The 19,267-nt window shown below is 63.6% G+C and carries 19 protein-coding genes and 1 other annotated feature; of the genes, 7 read left to right on the top strand and 12 right to left on the bottom strand.

The features are described 5' to 3' along the window. Positions 1-153: 153 nt before the first annotated feature. The 3 genes from P73_RS07135 to P73_RS07125 are packed head-to-tail and all read right to left on the bottom strand — an operon-like array spanning position 154 to position 3,375. On the bottom strand, positions 154-1,194 hold the full coding sequence (locus tag P73_RS07135) for an HlyD family secretion protein (protein ID WP_074743376.1): 1,041 nt from the start codon (positions 1,192-1,194) through the stop codon (positions 154-156). Between the two features lie 13 nt (positions 1,195-1,207). Next, positions 1,208-2,935: an MFS transporter gene (locus tag P73_RS07130; protein WP_074743378.1), complete on the bottom strand. Its 1,728-nt coding sequence runs from the start codon at positions 2,933-2,935 to the stop codon at positions 1,208-1,210. After that, positions 2,932-3,375 carry a MarR family winged helix-turn-helix transcriptional regulator gene (locus tag P73_RS07125; protein WP_052453086.1) on the bottom strand — a complete coding sequence of 148 codons (444 nt, stop codon included), beginning with the start codon at positions 3,373-3,375 and terminating at the stop codon, positions 2,932-2,934. The genes P73_RS07130 and P73_RS07125 overlap by 4 nt, the downstream gene beginning before the upstream one ends. 523 nt (positions 3,376-3,898) lie before the next feature. On the opposite strand from P73_RS07125, the gene P73_RS07120 reads away from it, so the two are divergent. From P73_RS07120 to P73_RS07090, 7 genes are all read left to right on the top strand, one after another. Then, positions 3,899-4,342, top strand: a complete 444-nt coding sequence (locus P73_RS07120; protein ID WP_043869067.1) for an SRPBCC family protein — start codon at positions 3,899-3,901, stop codon at positions 4,340-4,342. Positions 4,343-4,390: 48 nt separating this feature from the next. Then, positions 4,391-4,801 (top strand): SRPBCC domain-containing protein, encoded by a 411-nt coding sequence (locus P73_RS07115; RefSeq protein WP_043869066.1) that lies wholly within the window; start codon positions 4,391-4,393, stop codon positions 4,799-4,801. A gap of 56 nt (positions 4,802-4,857) precedes the next feature. Then, on the top strand, positions 4,858-5,235 hold the full coding sequence (locus P73_RS07110) for a YciI family protein (RefSeq protein WP_043869065.1): 378 nt from the start codon (positions 4,858-4,860) through the stop codon (positions 5,233-5,235). Next, complete coding sequence (locus tag P73_RS07105) at positions 5,219-6,463, top strand: RNA polymerase sigma factor (protein WP_043869064.1); 1,245 nt, start codon at positions 5,219-5,221, stop codon at positions 6,461-6,463. Before P73_RS07110 ends, P73_RS07105 begins: the two co-directional genes overlap by 17 nt. A 249-nt stretch (positions 6,464-6,712) precedes the next feature. Further along, entirely contained in the window at positions 6,713-7,198 is a 486-nt protein-coding gene (locus P73_RS07100; protein ID WP_043869063.1) for a VOC family protein, read from the top strand. Between the two features lie 77 nt (positions 7,199-7,275). After that, entirely contained in the window at positions 7,276-7,932 is a 657-nt protein-coding gene (locus P73_RS07095; protein WP_043869062.1) for a glutathione S-transferase family protein, read from the top strand. A 611-nt stretch (positions 7,933-8,543) separates the two neighbouring features. Continuing rightward, positions 8,544-8,744: a phospholipase D-like domain-containing protein gene (locus P73_RS07090; RefSeq protein WP_043869061.1), complete on the top strand. Its 201-nt coding sequence runs from the start codon at positions 8,544-8,546 to the stop codon at positions 8,742-8,744. 36 nt (positions 8,745-8,780) lie between these two features. On the opposite strand, the gene P73_RS07085 is transcribed toward P73_RS07090, so the two are convergent. From P73_RS07085 to P73_RS07040, 9 genes are all read right to left on the bottom strand, one after another. Continuing rightward, a protein-coding gene (locus P73_RS07085) for an IS3 family transposase (protein ID WP_420836116.1) occupies positions 8,781-10,003 on the bottom strand; the annotation gives its coding sequence in 2 pieces (ribosomal slippage) (positions 8,781-9,715 and positions 9,715-10,003; 1,224 coding nt in all). Continuing rightward, positions 9,606-9,722, bottom strand: a sequence feature (AL1L pseudoknot). (Overlaps the previous gene by 117 nt.) A gap of 307 nt (positions 10,004-10,310) precedes the next feature. After that, positions 10,311-11,243 (bottom strand): acyl-CoA dehydrogenase family protein, encoded by a 933-nt coding sequence (locus tag P73_RS07075; RefSeq protein ID WP_043869060.1) that lies wholly within the window; start codon positions 11,241-11,243, stop codon positions 10,311-10,313. Positions 11,244-11,255: 12 nt separating this feature from the next. After that, positions 11,256-12,371, bottom strand: coding sequence for an acyl-CoA dehydrogenase family protein (locus P73_RS07070; protein WP_043869059.1), 1,116 nt, complete (start codon positions 12,369-12,371; stop codon positions 11,256-11,258). Between the two features lie 21 nt (positions 12,372-12,392). Then, positions 12,393-13,457: a CaiB/BaiF CoA transferase family protein gene (locus P73_RS07065; protein ID WP_245629245.1), complete on the bottom strand. Its 1,065-nt coding sequence runs from the start codon at positions 13,455-13,457 to the stop codon at positions 12,393-12,395. Between the two features lie 95 nt (positions 13,458-13,552). Beyond that, the gene (locus P73_RS07060) at positions 13,553-14,845 is read right to left on the bottom strand and encodes a TRAP transporter large permease (protein ID WP_043869057.1); all 1,293 of its coding nucleotides are present in this window, start codon (positions 14,843-14,845) and stop codon (positions 13,553-13,555) included. A 3-nt stretch (positions 14,846-14,848) separates the two neighbouring features. Beyond that, entirely contained in the window at positions 14,849-15,406 is a 558-nt protein-coding gene (locus P73_RS07055) for a TRAP transporter small permease (protein ID WP_043869056.1), read from the bottom strand. Positions 15,407-15,424: 18 nt separating this feature from the next. Continuing rightward, positions 15,425-16,420, bottom strand: a complete 996-nt coding sequence (dctP, locus tag P73_RS07050; protein ID WP_074743412.1) for a TRAP transporter substrate-binding protein DctP — start codon at positions 16,418-16,420, stop codon at positions 15,425-15,427. 82 nt (positions 16,421-16,502) lie between these two features. Next, positions 16,503-18,179 (bottom strand): urocanate hydratase, encoded by a 1,677-nt coding sequence (locus P73_RS07045; protein WP_245629244.1) that lies wholly within the window; start codon positions 18,177-18,179, stop codon positions 16,503-16,505. After that, on the bottom strand, positions 18,154-19,254 hold the full coding sequence (locus P73_RS07040) for a DUF917 domain-containing protein (RefSeq protein ID WP_043869053.1): 1,101 nt from the start codon (positions 19,252-19,254) through the stop codon (positions 18,154-18,156). Before P73_RS07040 ends, P73_RS07045 begins: the two co-directional genes overlap by 26 nt. Between the last annotated feature and the right edge of the window lie 13 nt (positions 19,255-19,267).

Below are 19,267 nucleotides of genomic sequence, written 5' to 3'. Positions count from 1 at the left end.
AGGGCCCGGAGGCTTCCGGACAAACCATCCACCGCCGTCAGGTCGACGCGTTCGTCCGGGGCCGCTGTCCTGCTCCGTCCGGCGGGTGACGCGCGGCCAAGGCTGCCGGGGCCGCATGCCGCGCGGGGCTCGGGCGGGACACCGGCGTGGCCGTCAGCTTCCCGTATCGACCTCCACCACCACGGACATGCCCGGCGTGAGCTTGTCGGCCTCGGGCTGGCCGGGGTCGACGCCGATCCGGACCGGGAGGCGCTGGACGACCTTGATGAAGTTGCCGGTCGCATTGGCAGCGCCGAGCACGCTGAATTCGGAGCCGGTGGCCGGCGCGAAGCGTTCGATATGGCCGTTCAGCCGTTTGCCGCCGAAGGCGTCCACGGCGAAACTGACCTTCTGCCCCACGTCCATCCCGGCGAGCTGGGTTTCCTTGAAATTCGCGATCACCCAGACCTGGTCGGGCACGAGGGAGACGAGCCGCGTGCCCGCGCCGACATATTGCCCCACCCGCGCGGAGACGTCGCCGAGGCGGCCGTCGACCGGCGCCGTGATCACCGTGTTGCGCAGATTGATCCGGGCCAGTTCGACCGCGGCCTTCGCCTCCTCGACCGCAGCGACGCGGCCCTGGCGCTCGGCGGCGACGGAGGCGAGCGTCTGGCGGGCGGTCTCGGCCTCCGCCTCGGCCTTGCGCAGCGTGGTGCGGGCCTGGTCGTAGACGAGCTGCTGCCTCTGGCCCTCGCGTTCGGTGGTGACCCCGCGGGCGAGCAATTCGCGGCTGCGGTCGAGATCGGCCTCGGCCACCTTCAGCGCCGCGCGCGCGGAGTCCACGCTGGCCTCGGCAGAGGCGACACCGGCCTCGGCAGAGCGGCGGTCCTGCCTCGCCGTGTCGAGCGCCGCCTCGGCGGCGTCGAGCTGCGCCTCGACCTGGGCGAGCTGCTGGGCATAGGTGGCATCGTCGAGCCGGATCAGCACGTCGCCCCTCGACACGCGCTCGAAATCCTGCACCGCGACCTCTGCGACCACGCCGGAGATCTGCGGGGCGAGGGTGGTCACCTGGCCGCGCACATAGGCGTCCTCGGTCATCCGCGTGTCGGAGCGGAACGGCGGCAGGCCCCAGGCGAACAGGACGCCCAGGACGCCCAGGACGCCGACGAGGATCGCGAGGGTGGTGGCAATGTGGCGGGTGTATTTCGAAATCATCTTGCGTCTCGTTTCAGGCAGGCTGCGCCGGCGCCGCGGCGGCAGGCCCTGTCCCGGGGTTGGGTTGCGGGTCTTCGGGACCGTCTGCGGCGGCAGTCTGCCCGGTCAGGGCCTGCCATTGGCGGAAGGCGGTATGGCCGATCAGCAGGACCAGCGCCACGCCCGAGACGGCGGCGACCGAGAGGAAGGCGTCATCATAGGCCATGACGGCGGCCCGCCTGCCGAGATCGGTGGCGAGCTGCGCCGCGGCCTCGGCATTCAGGATCCCGGCATCCGTGATCGTGCCGGACAGCGCGCCGGCATAGGTGGAAATGCGTTCGGTGACGAGCGGATCGGTGACCGACAGCGCCTCGTGAAGGTGCTGGGTGTGAACGGACTGGCGGACGGTGACGAAGGTGGAAAATACCGCGCTGCCGATCAGGCCGCCGATCTTCTGCGTGGTCAGGAACACGATGATGAAGGTCAGGATGTAGTTCGGTCCCTTCGCGAGCGCCGACATCAGCCCCGTGAGCAGCGCCGGTGGCAGGAAAAGCGCCGAGGCGAGTGCGATCATCGCCTGCGACAGGTACATATCGCCCGGCCCGGTCAGCACCGTGGAGCGGGCGTCCAGAAGCGATCCGCCGATCAGCAGCAGCAGGGCGACGACATGGAATTCCGCCACCCGGCCGGGCTTGAGGAAGATCGCGCAGATGACGCCGCCGAGGATGGTCACCGCCAGCACGACGAACCAAAGGCCCTGCGTCTGCTCGTTGAGCAGGCCGAGCGCGCGGAACAGCCCGCCCGCCCCCGCCGTCTGTTCGCTCAGCACCAGCCGGAACAGCAGCAGCGTCCCGGCGAAGTGCAGGATGGCCGGGCTCATCAGCCAGCGGATATCCAGCAGCGGATGCTCCCGGTTGAGCTCGATGACGGCGGCGATCGCGAGCGTTGCGACACCGGTGGCCAGCACGACCCCCATCCAGCCGCGCTCCATCCACCAGTAGACCGGCCCCGTGAGCGCCGCGACGGAAAGGCAGCCGAAGCCCACCGCGATGAAGAGGAAGGAGATCACGTCGCCCGCCTCGATCTTCATCGGCTGGGCCGGGCTGAGGAGCGGAAAGAGGTAGATCAGCCCACAGCTCGTGGCCGCAAGCGCCGCGTCCAGCGCCGTGAGCCCGTGCCATCCCCCCATCTCGAGCAGATGCGGGGAGATCAGCCGGGTCAGCGACGAGCCCATGAAAATCAGGGTGAGCGCGGCGGAGAGACCCACGTTCATCTTCCGCTGCGGCGCAAGCGGCTCGAGGATGTAGAGGAAGGCGAGCGACGCCGTCGGCGCGGCGGCACAGCCGGCAAAGAACCGGACGGCGATGTTGGACCAGAAATCATCCGCGACATAGCTGAGCAGGCCGGAGGCAAGGAATACGAGGATCGCCACCTCCGCGAAGCGGCGCAGCCCGAACTGGCCGCGCAGCTTGATCAGCGCCAGCGTGAGGGAGGCATTGGGCGCCATATAGGCGGCGGTGAGCCAGACGGTTTCCGCCTCTGTCGTCCCGAAGCTGCCCTGAAGCTGCTGGCTGTTGGCAGAGACCATGCTCTGCCCGAAGCCCTGCGCGACGGCCAGGATGGCGGCGGTCGCGAAATAGAAACAGGCGCGCGTGGCCGGCATCGTGAGCCAGCTCCCGGCGGCGGCATCGGGTGCCTGCGGTGCCGTGCCGGCGCGCTGCCCCGCGGCCGTGTCCCGGTTCGGTTCGCCCTCTTCGCTCATTTCGGTCCCGCGCCTTCGATATTTTCAAGCATCCGGCTGAGGACGCGGTCGAGAACCGCGAGATCCGCCTCGGAAATCCCCGCGAGCACATCGTCGCTGAGCCGGCTTGTCAGGGTGAGCACCGCCTGGGCCTCGCCCTCGGCCGCCTCGGTGAGGGAGATGTTGCGTTGCCGGCGATCCTCGAAACAGGTCTCCCGCCGCAAGAGCCCGCTTCCTTCCATGGCGTCGATCAGACGCGCCATCGTCGGCCGCTCGACATCCAGCGCGTCGGCCAGTTCGGCCTGCGTCATGGGCGCGTTGCGCGCGAGCAGCAGAAGCACGCGGGCCCGCGCCTGCGTCAGCCCGTATTCTCCCGTGCGCGCATCGAAGAGCACGCGCAGCTTGCGATTCGCCGTCGTGAATTTCCGCACGAATTCCGTGTTGGGGTTGGCGTAGAGCATGATCCGGAGTCCGATGATATAGATAGCTTGCTACCTGTTAGCCTGCTATCTATATCCGCCTCGCCGGGGTTTCAACCCTGATTCCGACACCTCGACATCGGGTCCAACAGGGAATGCTGCGCTGACCATGCGGACGGCCGCGCTCGAAAAGTGTCACTTCGGCGACGCCATTGCCCCGATGCCGGGACCGAACCCCTGGCAGCCATGGAAATGGAGCACAGCCAGAAAGCCCCCGCAGCGAACGGCCTCTGCCCGGCGGAATAAATGCGCGGCGTTCCAGGGGCGTGACGCGCATGGTGGAGTGCGGCCCCTTCCCGGCACCTGGAGGCCAACCCGTAAGCGCGGAGCAACTTGTCTGAACGGCACTCCCGCCGCGACGGGCCCGCACGCCAAAAAAATTTCTCGTGCTGTCGGACCACCCTTCGGCGGGACGTCTTAAAGATGGAACGGCGCCGAACTCTGGCCGCAGACGCCGTTCAGCACAACCGGAACACGGCCAGATCGGCCCGAAAGGAAAACGATCATGCCCAATACCGTCCGCCTGCACCGCGTCATCGCCGCCAGGTCCGAGAAGGTCTATCGCGCGTTCATCGAACCCGATGCCGTGGCGAGCTGGCTGCCGCCCTACGGCTTTCTCTGCACCGTGCACGAACTGGACCCCGAAGTCGGCGGCAGGCACAGGATGTCGTTCCGCAACTTCACGACCGGCGACAGCCAGTCCTTCGGCGGCGAATACAGGGACCTCGTTCCGGGCGAGCGGCTTGTCTACACGGATCGGTTCGACGATCCGAACCTGCCCGGCGAAATGAAGGTGACCGTGGTGCTGAAGGCGGTTTCGGTCGGCACCGACATGTCCATCGTGCAGGAGGGCGTTCCCGACGTGATCCCGCTGGAAGCCTGCTATCTCGGCTGGCAGGAGAGCCTGCGAAAGCTGGCGACGCTCGTGGAACCGGAGATCAGCCAGTAACCGGCATCTCGCCGGAACGCCCCTGATCCCACCGGAGGAGGTCATCCGATGACACGCCAGGAGATTACCGTCGAAGTTGCGGTTGCGGCGCCCGTCGCAAGGGTCTGGGACGCCTACACCCGCCCCGAAGACATCATGCAGTGGAACGCGGCTTCCGACGACTGGCATACACCCGCCGCGTCGGTCGATCTGCGCGAGGGCGGCGCCTTTTGCGCGCCGATGGAGGCGAAAGACGGCAGCACGGGATTCGACTTTGCCGGAACCTACACGCGGATCGAGCCGCACCGGCGGATCGAATACGAATTCGGCGGCCGCCATGCCGCGGTGGACTTCCTGCCCGAAGACGGCCGCCTGCGCCTGCGCGTCACCTTCGATGCGGAAACCGGGACCCCGGTGGAGCAGCAGCGCGCCGGCTGGCAGGCGATCCTCGACCGTTTCAGGCGCCATGTGGACCGGTGACAGGCCTTGGCGGGATCGTGCAGACTGACACTGTCACGAGAACGGAGATGCGAGCCATGCGCTACACGATCCTTTGCTATCACAACGAGGACATCACCTCGGCCTGGACCGAGGAGGAGGACGCCGAGGTGATCGACAAGCTCAAGGCGGTGAACCGCAAATGGGCAAAGAGTTTCGGCCCCATCGCCCGGCTGATGCCGACAAGCGCGGCGACGACGCTGCGCAAGTCCGAGAATATCGTGACGGACGGCCCCTTTGCCGAGACCAAGGAGCAGTTGCTCGGCTTCTATGTGCTCGATGTCGAAAGCCTCGACGTGGCCATCCGGATCGCGCGCGAGATGGCCGAGGCCAATCCGGGCGGAGCATACGAACTTCGCCCAATTGCGCTCTACTACCCCGATGGAGAGGCCATCGAAGATGCCCCAGCCCCCTGAACCCGACTGGATCGAGAGGCGGCTGGTCGGCGCGCGGCCGCAGGCGGTCGCCGCGCTCCTGCGCTATTTCCGCGATCTCGATCTCGCCGAGGAGGCGTTTCAGGAGGCCTGTCTCCGCGCGCTCAGATCCTGGCCGGAGAACGGCCCGCCGCGGAATGCCGCAGGCTGGCTGATCATGGTCGGGCGCAATGCCGCGATTGATCACAAGCGCCGGCAGGCCCGGCTGACGGCCCTGCCCGAGGAAGCGGCGATATCGGACCGCGAGGATACCGAGGCGGACCTGGTCGAGCGGCTGGACGCCACCGAGTATCGTGACGACATCCTGCGTCTCCTCTTCGTCTGCTGCCATCCCGACCTGCCCGCCACGCAGCAGATCGCGCTGGCCCTCAGGATCGTCGCCGGCCTGCCCGTTCCCCGGATCGCCGCGGCCTTCCTGGTCGGAGACCGGGCGATGGAACAGCGCATCACGCGCGCCAAGGCCCGCATAGCGAAAGCCGATATTCCGTTCGAGACGCCGGGACCGAAAGAGCGGGCGGAACGTTTCGCCGCGGTCTCCGCGATGATCTATCTCGTCTTCAACGAGGGATATACCGACGCCACCCCAAAGAGCGAGCGGACCAGGCTCTGCGACGAGGCGATCCGACTGGCGCGCCTGATGCTGCGCCTCTTTCCCGCCGAGCCCGAGATGATGGGATTGCTGGCGCTGATGCTGCTTCAGCAGTCCCGCCGGAACGCACGTTTCGACGAGGCGGGTGCGCCGATCCTGCTGGAGGATCAGGACCGGACGCTCTGGAACCGGCGCCAGATCGCCGAGGCATTCGCGATGATCGACAAGGCCATGCTGCACCGCCGGCCCGGCCCCTATCAGATCCAGGCAGCGATCGCCGCGCTGCACGCACGGGCAGAACGGCCGGAGGACACGGACTGGGCCGGCATAGACGCGCTGTATCAGGCGCTGGAACGTCATGCCCCCTCCCCCGTCGTCACGCTCAACCGGTCCGTGGCCATCTGGAAACTTCACGGCGCCAAGGCGGCGCTGGAGATGATCGCACCGCTTGCCGGGCCGCTGGACGGCTATTTCTACTTCCACGGCGTGCGCGGCAACCTGCTGGAACAGCTGGGCCGCGGCAGCGAGGCGCGCGATGCCTTCGTCCGCGCCATCGCGCTCGCCACCACGCCGGCAGAAGCCGCGCATATCCGCCAGCATCTCGACCGGCTCGAGGGCTAGAGCGGCGGAGCGGGCAAGGCCGCGACGGGCCGGCATGTCCCCGCCTTCGGCGGGTGTGCCCGAGGATACGGCCCCGCCACCGGACATGCGGGGTGGGCCCGGTGCAAAAAAATCTGCTGGCCTGTCGGAAAAGGGCACCGCGGTTCGTCCTCCGGATATGAAGCACCGACGACGCGGCGGCGTGACGGGGCGCCCGCCGAGCCGACGAAGAGCCCGCACGCGCACGTCCAGAACCGAAGGAGACCTGAAATGACCGATCTCGTAACCTGCCTGTGGTATGACCACGGCGAAGCCAGGAAGGCGGCCGAATTCTATGCCGCCACGTTTCCCGACAGCCATGTCGACCGGGTGAACGCCGCCGCATCGGACTATCCGGGCGGAAAGGAAGGCGACGAGCTGACCGTGGAATTCACCGTGCTCGGCAGACGGTTCCTCGGCCTCAACGGCGGGCCGATCTTCACACCCAACGAGGCCGTTTCGTTCATGGTCATCACGGAAGACCAGGAGGAAACCGACCGCTACTGGACCGCCGTCGTCGGCAGCGGCGGCACCGAAAGCGCCTGCGGCTGGTGCAAGGACCGCTGGGGTCACTCCTGGCAGATCACGCCGAAGCGCCTGATGGAACTGACCACCGATCCCGACCCTGCTCGGGCCAAACGCGCCTTCGAGGCGATGATGACCATGCGCAAGATCGACATCGCCACACTCGAGGCGGCCGCCTCGGACACCCCATGACCGGAGGAGACACAGGCCGAAGACGGACCAGCTTGAGGACCCCGAACGCCTTGGACACGACGCAATCGAGGATTGACATGCTCCCGATCATCACCGCATTCGAAAACTCACCCGACCGCGGCGCGGGGCTGGCGCGCGACATGCGCGTGCGCTGGGCCCTCGAGGAGGTTGGCCGGCCCTATGACGTGCGCCTTGTCTCGTTCAAGGAGATGCAGGAGCCGGCGCATCTGGCGCTGCACCCGTTCGGGCAAATTCCGACCTATGAAGAAGGCGATCTCGCCCTGTTCGAGACCGGGTCGATCGTCCTCCACCTCGCCCGGCACCACGCGGGCCTGCTGCCCGAGGACGCCAATGCACGGGCACGGGCGATCACCTGGATGTTCGCCGCGCTCGACACGGTCGAACCGCCGATCCTCGACCGGGAAACCACCAGGCTCTTCGAGGGCGACAGGAGCTGGGGCCCAGAGCGCCTGCGCCTCACCGAAGCGCGCATCCGCCCCCGCCTCAGCCAGCTTTCCGCCCATCTCGGCGATGCCGTGTGGCTCGACGGGGCGTTCAGCGCCGGCGATCTGATGATGGTCTCCGTGCTGCTCAGGTTACGCCATTCCTCACCGATGCTGAACGACGTCCCGAACCTCGCCGCCTATGTCGCACGCGGTGAAGCCCGCCCCGCCTACAAGCGCGCCTTCGCCGCGCAACTGGCAGTGTTTACGGGCAAGGCGTCGAGAGGATAGCCTCGAAGCCGGTCAGGACAGGCTTCCGGAGCCACCGGACCGTCACCTGGGAAACACCGGACGAACCGGGCCGCAAGGAGGCCTCCTGATCAAAAGACCGTTGAGCAGGCGCGTCAGCGTCCACGCCAGGGAAAGCCAGTTCGGTGCCTGAGACTACACCCGGAAACCGCATTGCCTGTGATTTGATGTATTGACCGGCCATCACGTCTCGCGTGCAGCGGAGAATGCGCAACTCTGATGGTGGAAAACAGGTGCGTTGGTGGCGGAGACGAAGTCTGCCACACTGCCCATAAATCCAGAATATTATTAAATTAAAACAAAATATTATATGATCCCCAACTCAGGATGAGTGTAGCAGAATGTGTAGCAAATTAGGCGAGAAAGATGATTTCGCACATGGCGAACATCCTCAGAAACTCCTGCTGCCTCCAGTTGCCTGCCCCCATCGAGTAGTCCGGCGTAAATGTTAGTGCATGGTCGACCTCAGGTCTATCGGGACCATGCTTTTGGGCGCTGGTGGACAATCCGCCTACACAGATAGAATTTGATCTGTGAACACGGACCGTTAAGCGTTACGTTCAGGAAAAACCATTCGAATTCAGGGCAATCTTTTGAAAATCATCGACAACATTTCTGTCCTCTTGGGGGATGAGCTGAAGGCCGGATTCGAAGCTGGCGCGAAAATCCGGGTGGCGGCCAGTTGCTTCTCAATCTTTGCATATGAAGCGCTGCGTGATGAATTGGAAAGTGTCAAAGAGCTTGAGTTCATCCTGACAGATCCAACTTTCATTCCGAACGAAGCGCTCGGGTGAACCGCTCCGGGTTTGCCGGAGGCTGTTTGGTTTAAGTTATGCGGCTATGGTCTTAGTTACCAGAGCTGCGTAGAAGTTTGCCTCTGCTTCCGCTGGTGGGATGTTCCCGATGGGCTCGAGGAGGCGGCGATTGTTGAACCAGTCGACCCATTCCAGAGTGGCGTATTCCACGGCGTCCAGACTGCGCCACGGGCCACGGCGGTGGATGACCTCCGCCTTGAAGAGACCATTGATTGTCTCGGCCAAAGCGTTGTCATAGCTGTCACCGACGCTGCCGACCGAGGGTTCGATTCCTGCCTCGGCCAAGCGTTCGGTGTATTTTATCGCCAGGTATTGCGATCCGCGGTCTGAGTGATGGATCAGTCCCACACCAGGCTGCCGCTGATGAACAGCCTGTTCCAAAGCGTCGAGAACGAAGCCTGTGTGAGCCGTGCGGCTGACGCGCCACCCAACGATCCGGCGCGCGAACGTGTCGATCACGAATGCCACATAAACGAACCCTTGCCAGGTGGCGACATAGGTGAAATCGCTGACCCAGAGCATGTTCGGTGCCGGCACCCGGAATTGCCGGTTTACCTTGTCCATCGGGCACGGCTGCTTCTTGTCAGGGATCGTCGTTTTATGCGGCTTGCCCCGGATGACGCCCTGCAGGCCCAAATCCTTCATCAACCGGGCTATCGTGCATCGGGCCACATCAAATCCTTCCCGCCGCATCTGGCGCCAGACTTTGCGCACGCCATAGACCTTGTAATTCTCATCGAACACGCGCTCGATCTCGGGGCGAAGCTCGTCGTCGCGCTTGAACCGATCCGAGCGCAGATCAGGGTCGGCCCGTTTGGCCAGATGATCGTAGTATGTGGACGGGGCAATCGGCAGGTGCTTGCAGATCGGCTCGACCCCGAGCTCTCCACGATAATCGTCGATAAAGGCGATCATGACTTCGGTCGGCGGTCGAGCTCCGCCATCGCAAAATACGCCGACGCCTTCCGCAGGATCTCATTCGCCTGCTTGAGTTCGCGGTTCTCGCGCTCCAGCGCCTTCATCTTCTCGGCCATCTCGGTACTGACCCCAGCACGGTCGCCACGATCAATCTCTGCCTTTTTGACCCAGTCATTCAGCGTGTTCGTCGAACAGCCTATCTTCGCCGAGATCGATACGATCGCTTGCCAGCGGCTCTCATGCTGACCGGCGTTGTCCAAAACCATACGAACCGCTCGCTCGCGCACTTCAGGGGAATATTTGTTCGTTGTCTTGCTCATGATGCTCCATCCTACTCAAGAGTTGGAGCCTCCGGCAAACCCGGAGCGGTTCACTGTTACTGTTCCTGCAATCGTAGAGCAGGCAATGAAATGACAGGCGCGTGATGCCGCCCCAATATAGGGCGAGTTCACTTATGTCTGAAACGACGTGAAGCAAAGGAAAGCCTCTTGTCCGCCCCCAAGCCAAGCCTTTCCGAGCATCGTGACGCAGACGCCGCGTGTTCCGAGAGCAATACGCCGCAGGCCATTTTCCCTGCCCTCTTTTATTCATCCCGCAGGCAAAGTGTCGCTTGAGCCAATGCCCACTTTATGGGGTACTCACAATGGGCTGTCGTGCCATCATGCGTTTCACATAGCATCCAACCTCGCATTCCTCGGTCATGCCGATGCCACCGTGGAGCTGGATCGCCTCCTCGCCCAAGCGCTGTCCCAAATCGCTTGCGCGGGCCCAGGCCGCCGTCGCCAATCGCATCGCGTCAGGCCGATCGCCGGTCGCCGCCATGGCAGCGGCCAGGACAAGCGCCTCCGTCTCGTCGCAAGCGATGGACATATCGACGAGACGATGTTGCAGCGCCTGAAACCCGCTCAAAGGCCGCCCGAACTGATGCCGCGTCCGGCAATAGTCCAGCGTCATGGCAAAAGCTTTCTCCATCGCCCCCAAACGATCCGCCGCGGCGACCACATGGGCGGCAGTCCGCAGACGATCAGTGAGGTCTTTGGACAAGGCCAGCCCCGGCGCGTCAGGCAAGGGGATCGACACCGTCTCTTCGCCGGCGACCGAAATCGTCTCCGCACCTGTCAGCTCTGGCTGTTCCATCCAGATCAGCCGGGTCCCCCCATCTGTCAGAGCCAGCGCCAGATTCACGGTCTTGGGCAGGGAAACTCGGTTTTCCGCATCGGCGGCTGCGACCACGGGTTTCAACGTCCCTGCCAGAAAATCATCGAGCGCCTGCGCGGCACGCGGATCATCCGGCGACAAGCCAGCAAGAAGTATAGCCGGCAGAAGCGCATCCCGCGCCCAGTCCAGCGGTGACAAAAGCCCACCAAGGCTACGCGCCACGAGAACCGGCCCGTTTAGCCCGAGACCGAAGCCCCCCAGCTCTTCGGATACGGAGGCAATATGCCAGCCCATGTCGAGACAATGTTGCCAATGCGCGCCGGTCTCTGTGGCTGCGCTCAGGGCAAAACGATCCAGCGTGTCGGACAGCATGCGCTCGGTGTCATTCAGTTCAAAATCCATCATCCTATCCCTTCAAATCCCCAAAACGACCTTGGCCATCACATTGCGCTGAATCTCGTTCGAACCACCCCAGATGGTGAGCTTGCGCAGGTTGAGCCAACTGCTCTCGGCGTTTTGCAAAACCTCCGGTTTCTCGCCGCTCCAATCGCGCGCCATATCGAGGCGAAGTTTGGAAATCGCTTGGGTGATCTCGGTGCCGCGAATTTTCAGCGCCGATGTGCGTGGCCCCGGATTGCCCCCGGCATTCATCGCCGACAGCAAACGCAATTCCAGATATTCGAGCGCCAGAAGTTCCGTATCGAGCGCCTCAATCCGTGCCGCAAACCTGCCCTGATCCAGCGCCTGAAGCGCCGTCAGGTCCCGCCGCGACCGTGCCGCGCCCGACATGATGAAACGTTCGTGTTCAAGAAGCACCTTGGCATAGGTCCACCCCTGTCCTTCACCGCCGATACGGTTCTCGACAGGCACCCGCACATTGTCCAGAAACACCTCGTTGATTTCCGTATCACCGTCGATGGTGCGGATCGGGCGCACCGTGATGCCGGGGGTTTTCATGTCGATCAACAGAAAGCTGATGCCCGCCTGCGGCTTGACCGTCAGGTCGGTTTTCACCAGACAAAACATCCAGTCCGCCCATTGCGCCCAGGTCGTCCATGTTTTCTGACCGTTGACGACATAGCTGTCGCCGTCCAGCACCGCCGTGGTGCGCAGGCTGGCCAGATCGGAGCCCGCGCCCGGCTCGGAATAGCCCTGACACCACCAGGTCCGGTTTTCGCGGATCCGAGGCAGGAACCGCTGTTTCTGCTCATCCGAGCCATAGGTGTAGAGGATCGGGCCGACCATCGTGATGCCGAATTGCACAGGCGGCGGCGCATAGAGCGCCCCGTAGGCCTGTTCGAACAGATAGCGCTGGGTCGGGGTCAGCCCGGGGCCGCCATGTTCGGCAGGCCATCCGGCCGCCAGCCAGTTCTCTGCCGCCAGCACGTCCTGCCAGCGCAGCATCTCCTCTTTCGAGGGCGGCTGGTTGGTGCGGATAGTGGCCGCGATATCTTCGGGCAGAGCGCTCGACAGCCTGTCCTTTACGCGCGCGAAAAAAGCCCGGTCCTCGGGGGAAAAGTCAAGATTCATGGAAGTCTCCTGATGGGTAATTCAAATATCCAGAGCGGCCCGGAGCGCCTCATCCGCTCCAAGACGCGGTGCCGCTTTTTGCCCCCCACGGAGGCAGCCGACGAATTGCACCGGTTGCTCCGGCAAATCGAGCGGCCCGGCCGCCGTCTCAACCTGACGTGAGAGCAAATCGCGCACCGCAACCTGCGGGCTGGCGGCGGCCTCCGCCATGTTCCAGATCGGCGCGGCAGGAATGCCCTTGGCCTCAAACAGATCGATCACCTCTGCGACCGGCTTGTCAGCGCTCCAGCCTTCGATGATGGCGCGCAGATCGTCCTCATGTGCGCGGCGTTTCTGGTCGTCGACAAATCGCGGATCGGAGGGCAGATCGGCCAGCCCCATCGCCTCGGACAACCGCGCGAAGAGCGGCGCATTGGCGACGGCCAGCACGAAATGCCCGTCCTGCGCCTGAAACGCACCGAAGGGGGCCGACAAAGGATGCGTCGATCCGGTGCGCTCTGGCGCTGTGCCGGTGGTCTGGAACTGCGCCAGAGCGGTCGGCAAAAGCGAAAACAGACAGTCGAACATCGCGACGTCGATCTCCCCCCCCTGCCCCGTGCGCTCGCGCCGGAACAGCGCCGCGCAGATTGCCCAGGCGGCATAGATGCCGGGCACCGTGTCGCCAATCGAGTCGCCGGCCAGAACCGGCGGGCGCCCCGGCTCGCCGGTGAGGCTCATGAACCCGCTCATTGCCTGCGCCACCACATCATAGGCCGGGCGTTTGGTCAGGGGACCCTCCTGCCCGAAGCCGGAAATCGCGCAATGGATCAAATCCGGGCGCACCCTGCGCAATGTGTCGTAATCCACACCCAGACGTGCCGCGACGCCGGGACGGAAATTTTCGACCACCACATCGCAGGATGCCACGAGGTCAAGAATAACCTCTTTGGCCTCCGGGGATTTCAGATCGAGGCAGAGGCTTTTCTTGTTGCGGTTGATCAGTTCGAAACTGACGGATTGCCCATGCCGCATCGCCCCCATATGGCGTTGATCGTCGCCGGTCGGGCTTTCGATCTTAATCACCTCGGCGCCGATGTCGGCCAGCATGGCGGTGCAGAACGGCCCGGAAAGCACACGGGTGAAATCGAGGATGCGGACCCCCTCCAGCGGGCGGTTGATCGTCTGTGTCATCACACTCTCCTTTACACCAGAACCAGCATCAGCCCGGGGAACAGCAAAAAGATCAGGATGCGGATCAGATCGACCGCCACGAAGGGCGTGATGCCGCGATAGATATCCTTGATCGCGAGGTCCGGCCGCATGCCGTTCAGTACGAAAATATTGATCCCGACAGGCGGTGTGATCATGCCGATCTCGATGATCATCACGTTCATGATGCCCCACCACACCGGATCGAACCCGAGCTGGCTGACCACGAGCGGGAAAACGAAAGGCATCGTCAGGATCATCGCCGCCATGGCATCGAACACGCAGCCCAAAGCGAGATAGAGCAGGATCACCACCGAAATGATCACCATCGGCGGAAGATCGAGCCCGCCGACCCAAGCCACGGTGGCCGCTGGCAGACCGGACAGCGTCAGGAAGCTCTTGTAGATTTCGGCGCCGATCAGGATCAGGTAGATCATGCCGATATTCGACGCCGCCCGAATAAGGGTCGCAGCAAAGTTTTCCCGCGTCAGTTTTTTGCGCAACAGGCTCGCCGCCAGCACCAGAAGGACGCCGATGGCCGCCCCTTCCGTGACGGTAAAGATGCCGCTGTAAATCCCGCCCAGCATGACACCGGCGACAAGCAGGGTCAGCCGCGCCTGCGTCGTGGCGCGCACCCGTTCGCCCCAATTGGCGCGCGGCGCTGGTTGGCCATCGCCCGGGTGACGCATCAGAAACAGCCGGATGGCGAGAAAATAGAGCGCAATCGCGACCAGACCGGGAATGACCGCCGCACGAAACAGATCTAGCACGCTTTGCTGGGTCAGGATCGCGTAGACGACCATGATCACAGAAGGCGGGATGAGCGAGCCCAATGTGCCGCCCCCGGCGATGGAGCCGGCGATGAGCGCATCGGAATAGCCGCGGCGGCGCATCTCCGGCAGTGCCACCTGCACCATGGTTGCGGTGGTCGCCACGGAGGAGCCGCAGATTGCACCAAAGATCGCGCTGGTCCCCACGGTCGTGATCGCCAGACCACCGCGCAGATGACCGCCCCAGGCATGGGCCAGCCGGTAGATTTCAGTCGAAAGGCCGGAGACGATGGCGAAACCGCCCATAAGAATGAACAGCGGAATGACGATCAGATCCTGAGAAGACAGGGCTTGCACGGTCGAGGTGCCGAAAAGCGAAAACACCGAGGCCAGCGGGTCGAGCACCAGCGTGCCGATGACACCGACAAGCGCCATGGCGGCCGCGATCGGTACATTGAGAAGGATCACGCCGAGAAGGCACAGAAGTCCGAGACCTCCAATGAGAATGGGGGACATGACTTACTCCAGATCAGAAATGGGTTGCGGGAGGGGCTCGGGTTCATGGCGGGCGCAGGCGCGCAGAAGCTGTTTGAGACTGACGACTGCCTGAATGCCCACGGCCACCCAAAGACAGAGGCAGGCCACGGCCCACGCATGCCAGCGCGGCAGCTCCATAAGCCAGGTGGTTTCACCGCTGCGCCAGAGATCGAGCGTGTAGCTCGTTACCCACCAGGCCATGAGCGCGAACATGGCGGACAGACAGAGAGACCCCATAGCTTCGAAGCCTTCACGCAAACGCCAGGGCAGGGTTTTCGTGACAAAACGCACGGTGATAGCCGAGCGGGTCGCGACCATCGCCGGAAAACAGGCGGCGACGGCCACGATGCCAAGAGGAGCGTAGAGATCGCTGATCCCATCCACGCCGAGACCGAATAAGACGTCGTCCAGCCAAGGCCAGACACCCCTGAGCGCCAGCATGGCTTCGGAGCGCAGCGCCACTTCGAACAACACCAGCCCCGTCACCGCCAGCAAGGCGGTGAGGCCGATGATGGCAATTGAATTTGCCAGTTTCAACATGACCTCACCTCTTGTGATCTACTGGCCAAGCGCCGTACGCGCAGCTTCGAGAATGGCGGCGTTTTCCGGGGCTTTCGCGACCCATTTCTCGGTGACCTGCGACAAGACCCTATCGGCACGCGCCAGATCGTCGTCGCTCAGTGTGACGAAATGATGTACCTCGGAGGCCTCCAGCCGGGCCACGACATCTTGGGTCTGCTTGTCCATGTTGCCGCCCAGAACGGTGGTGTACCAATCGCCCTTCACGCTATCGATAGCGTCTTGAGATTCAGGCGGGAGCGTGTCGTATTTCGCTTTGGACAGACCGAAGAGCACGGCGAAGGAGCCAAGCGGCAGGTTGGTGACGTGATAGGTCAAAAGATCGCCGACCCCGAAGTTATAGAGGTTCCCGGTGTCGACCAAAGCGCCGTCGATCAGGCCTCGGCTGACGTTTTCAGCCATCGCAGTGGCCGGAATGTTGGACACAGGCACGGCGCCGAGACGGCTGACGATCTGGGCCTGTGTCTGACCCGAAACGCGCAGTTTCTTGCCGCGTAGATCGTCCAGGCTGCCGATCTCATCTTTGGTGTGGATGTAGTATGGCCCGGATTGCAACATGCCCAGGGCGATCAGATCGCCCATGCCGCCGATCAATCCTTGGTCGATCAACGCGATGCTCGCCAGCGCGCCGTCGGAATTGCTCTGCGCCATGTTCGGCAGTTCGAAAACATCGAGCCCGGAGACACGGCCCGGCGTATAGGGCAGCGGGATCTCCGCGATATCGGCTACACCGTCAAGCACCAGTTTCATCTGGACCTCACCGCCGGACACCAAAGAACCGCCGGGGTAAAGTTCGATTTTCAATGCACCCTCCGTTAACTCGTCCAGACGTGCCGCCAAAGCGGGTGCCGACAAGGCGTTGTTGACCGTCGTCGCAGGAAGGAAGGACGAGTACTTCAGCGTCACGCTCTCCTGAGCAAAGGCCGGAGCAGCCAGCAAGACGGTCGCAGCCAGAAATGATTTAAGTTGTCTCATGATGGTTTCCCTGTTGTTGAGAGGTCTTTAAAGTTTTTTATAGGACCGGGAGCCACGCAGCAGTCGCTCCCGGCAGGATCGGTCAGAGAGCGATGTGACCGACCTTTCCGACCCGCGCCTCATCGAGCGCATCCGGGTAGCCGGCATCGGCATATCGGATCACACCCAGCGCGGTATCATTGGTCAAAGACAGGTCGATCCGGGTGTCGGCCTCTTTGGTGCCATCAGCCACCACGGTGACCCCCGCAGAGGTCATGAACCCGGAATAGCCGCCACCTCCCGAGTGGATCGCAACGAGATCGGCCCCCGAAGAACAGAGGGTCATCGCATCAAGCAACGGCCAGTCGGCGATGGCATCAGAGCCGTCGCGCATCCCTTCGGTCATGATGTTCGGATGGGCCATGCCCCCGGCATCGAGGTGATCTCGGGAAAAGGCGACGGGTCCGGCCAGCTCGCCTGCGGCCACCATGTCGTTCACCCGACGCGCGAGAGCCGTGCGTTCGCCATGCCCTAGCCAGGCGATACGGGCGGGAAGACCTTCAAAGGGCACATGCGCACGCGCCAGTTTGATCCAGTTGGTGACAATCTTATTGTCCGGGAACATCTCCAGCAACACGTCGTCGATTTTCGCGATATCGCTTTCTTCGCCCGACAGCGCCATCCAACGGAACGGCCCGATCGCGCGCGCAAATAGCGGGCGCAGGTAAGCTTCGGTGAAAATCGGAATATCGAAGGCGTCTTCGATCCCGGCAGCCTTGGCCTGGGTGCGGATCAGGTTGCCGTTGTCAAAGACTTCAGCGCCTGCCTTTTGAAAGCCGAGCATCGCCGTCACCTGATGCGCGATGCTGTCGCGCCCGGCTTCGATCAATTCCTCCGGGTTTTGATCGCGCAGCCGCTGCACGCGGGCGAGGTCATAGCCCTCCGGCACATAGCCATAGACCAGATCATGCGCAGAGGTCTGATCGCTGACGATATCCGGGACGATCCCGCGTGCCAGAATTTCGGGATAGACCTCTGCCGCATTCGCGACCAGTGCCACGGAGACAGCGCGGCCTTCGTCCGTCGCCGCCTTGATCATAGCCAGAGCGGTGTCGAGATCCGGGGCGATCTCGTCGAGATAGCCGATCTCTTGACGTTTCTTCGCCCGCTCCGCATCGACATCGAGACAGAGAATGGCCGCCCCGGCCATGCGCCCGGCCAGAGGCTGTGCGCCGCCCATACCGCCGAGACCGGCGGTCAGGATGAATCGCCCGGCCAAAGAACCGTTGAACCGACGCTCCGCGATCCGCATGAAGATTTCATAGGTGCCCTGAATGACGCCCTGACTGCCGATATATTGCCAGGCGCCCGCCGTCAGACCGCCCCAACAAATCAGCCCCTTGCGCTCGAACTCATAGAACACGTCGGGCTTGGCCCATTGCCCCACGATGTTGCAATTCGCCATGACCACCATCGGCGCGCCCTTGTGGGTGCGCAAAAGCCCCACCGGCTTGCCGGACTGGATCACCAGGGTCTGGTCTTCCTCCATCTCACAGAGCGTTCTGACGATGGCATCATGCGCTGGCCAGTTGCGCGCCGCCCGGCCAAGGGCCGCATAGACGATGAGTTTCTCCGGCGCTTCGCCAACCGCCAGCACATTCTCCATGAGCCGCAATAGTCCTTCGGCACGCCAGGATTTCGCGCGTCGTTCAGGCCCGCCGGGGATCGGAAAATCAGGGTGGCGTGGGTTATCTTTAGGCATTGTGGCCCTCCAGAACATAGCGCGCCAATTCGATCCCCATGGCCCGTTCGACCGGCGGATAAACGGCCGGGTCCAACACCCCGGCGCCCAACGGGATCACCTGGCGCGAGACATGCAGCACATGCACCGTCATGCCCACCTCCAATTGACCGACGGAGAGCGGCTCGGCCTCGCTCGACAGCGTGGTGATCACATCCGGGAAACTGGCCTGACGCGCCCCTCCTGCATCGTCGACGGCCATATATTCGTTCATCACATGCAGCGTCATCGCATGATCGCCCTGCCCCACCGTGACGGTGCCGATGTCGAAGGCCTCATTCGTGTAGCGCACATCCTTGGCGGTGATCTTGCCCTCGATCAGGATCGTGCCCTTCGTCTTTTCGACGATGGCGTCGATGACGGCGGTCGCGCCTTTAGGTTCGGCGGCCAGGATCGCGTGCCCGAGATCGAGCGCCATCGAGATCCCGCCCAGCGCCGCGTTGCGCGCCACATAGCTCGCCCGCAGAGGGTTGCGCGCCGAGGCGATAAAGCCGCCCGACATATCGGAAGCCGTACGCAGGATCGGCGAGACCTTGGCCGTCGCGCCCCGGGTGACCAGCTCGATGTAACGGTTCTGATCACGGTTGCCGCCGACGGCGGTCTGGATCATCTGCTCGTCCGATCCGGCCATGCCGATGGAGCCCATGTCGCCCGTCGGATGCGCCCGGATGTCGCCCACGGCGTCGATCACCTTGCACCCGAGAATGGAGGCCGGAAGCCAGCCATTCAAGGTGGAGCTTTTGCCGTTCTGCCCAACCATCAGCCCGGCCACGGGCGTGCCCAAAGCCTCGTTCAACAATTCAACCGCCTTGATGTAATCCACACCGCGCATTTCCCAGGGCGTGGTCGAGGCCGGCGCACCGATGGCGGCGGCGGTCGCGACCCAATCCTCTTCGTTCAACTCATCGATGCTGACGAGTTCCGGTTGCCCTGCCCCGACGGCGGCATAGCCCAGCTGGCGCCCGTGATCGGCCCAGCCACCGCCCCCGGCGGCATAGACCGAACCACCGCGCACGGCGGGTTCGACGTCTTTTTCTGTCAAAATACGACGCATTTCTGCTCCTTCC

Source organism: Celeribacter indicus (assembly GCF_000819565.1).
Lineage (GTDB): Bacteria > Pseudomonadota > Alphaproteobacteria > Rhodobacterales > Rhodobacteraceae > Celeribacter > Celeribacter indicus.
The sequence above is the reverse complement of the archived record's forward strand: the minus strand, read 5'-3'. Positions and strand labels throughout refer to the sequence as shown.

What these genes read in the sequence shown, in the direction of transcription:
- P73_RS07135 (WP_074743376.1), bottom strand. Translation starts at nt 1,194, where the DNA reads ATGATTTCGAAATACACCCGCCACATTGCCACCACCCTCGCGATCCTC.
- P73_RS07130 (WP_074743378.1), bottom strand. Translation starts at nt 2,935, where the DNA reads ATGAGCGAAGAGGGCGAACCGAACCGGGACACGGCCGCGGGGCAGCGC.
- P73_RS07125 (WP_052453086.1), bottom strand. Translation starts at nt 3,375, where the DNA reads ATGCTCTACGCCAACCCCAACACGGAATTCGTGCGGAAATTCACGACG.
- P73_RS07120 (WP_043869067.1), top strand. Translation starts at nt 3,899, where the DNA reads ATGCCCAATACCGTCCGCCTGCACCGCGTCATCGCCGCCAGGTCCGAG.
- P73_RS07115 (WP_043869066.1), top strand. Translation starts at nt 4,391, where the DNA reads ATGACACGCCAGGAGATTACCGTCGAAGTTGCGGTTGCGGCGCCCGTC.
- P73_RS07110 (WP_043869065.1), top strand. Translation starts at nt 4,858, where the DNA reads ATGCGCTACACGATCCTTTGCTATCACAACGAGGACATCACCTCGGCC.
- P73_RS07105 (WP_043869064.1), top strand. Translation starts at nt 5,219, where the DNA reads ATGCCCCAGCCCCCTGAACCCGACTGGATCGAGAGGCGGCTGGTCGGC.
- P73_RS07100 (WP_043869063.1), top strand. Translation starts at nt 6,713, where the DNA reads ATGACCGATCTCGTAACCTGCCTGTGGTATGACCACGGCGAAGCCAGG.
- P73_RS07095 (WP_043869062.1), top strand. Translation starts at nt 7,276, where the DNA reads ATGCTCCCGATCATCACCGCATTCGAAAACTCACCCGACCGCGGCGCG.
- P73_RS07075 (WP_043869060.1), bottom strand. Translation starts at nt 11,243, where the DNA reads ATGGATTTTGAACTGAATGACACCGAGCGCATGCTGTCCGACACGCTG.
- P73_RS07070 (WP_043869059.1), bottom strand. Translation starts at nt 12,371, where the DNA reads ATGAATCTTGACTTTTCCCCCGAGGACCGGGCTTTTTTCGCGCGCGTA.
- P73_RS07065 (WP_245629245.1), bottom strand. Translation starts at nt 13,457, where the DNA reads ATGCTGGCCGACATCGGCGCCGAGGTGATTAAGATCGAAAGCCCGACC.
- P73_RS07060 (WP_043869057.1), bottom strand. Translation starts at nt 14,845, where the DNA reads ATGTCCCCCATTCTCATTGGAGGTCTCGGACTTCTGTGCCTTCTCGGC.
- P73_RS07055 (WP_043869056.1), bottom strand. Translation starts at nt 15,406, where the DNA reads ATGTTGAAACTGGCAAATTCAATTGCCATCATCGGCCTCACCGCCTTG.
- dctP (WP_074743412.1), bottom strand. Translation starts at nt 16,420, where the DNA reads ATGAGACAACTTAAATCATTTCTGGCTGCGACCGTCTTGCTGGCTGCT.
- P73_RS07045 (WP_245629244.1), bottom strand. Translation starts at nt 18,179, where the DNA reads ATGTTCTGGAGGGCCACAATGCCTAAAGATAACCCACGCCACCCTGAT.
- P73_RS07040 (WP_043869053.1), bottom strand. Translation starts at nt 19,254, where the DNA reads ATGCGTCGTATTTTGACAGAAAAAGACGTCGAACCCGCCGTGCGCGGT.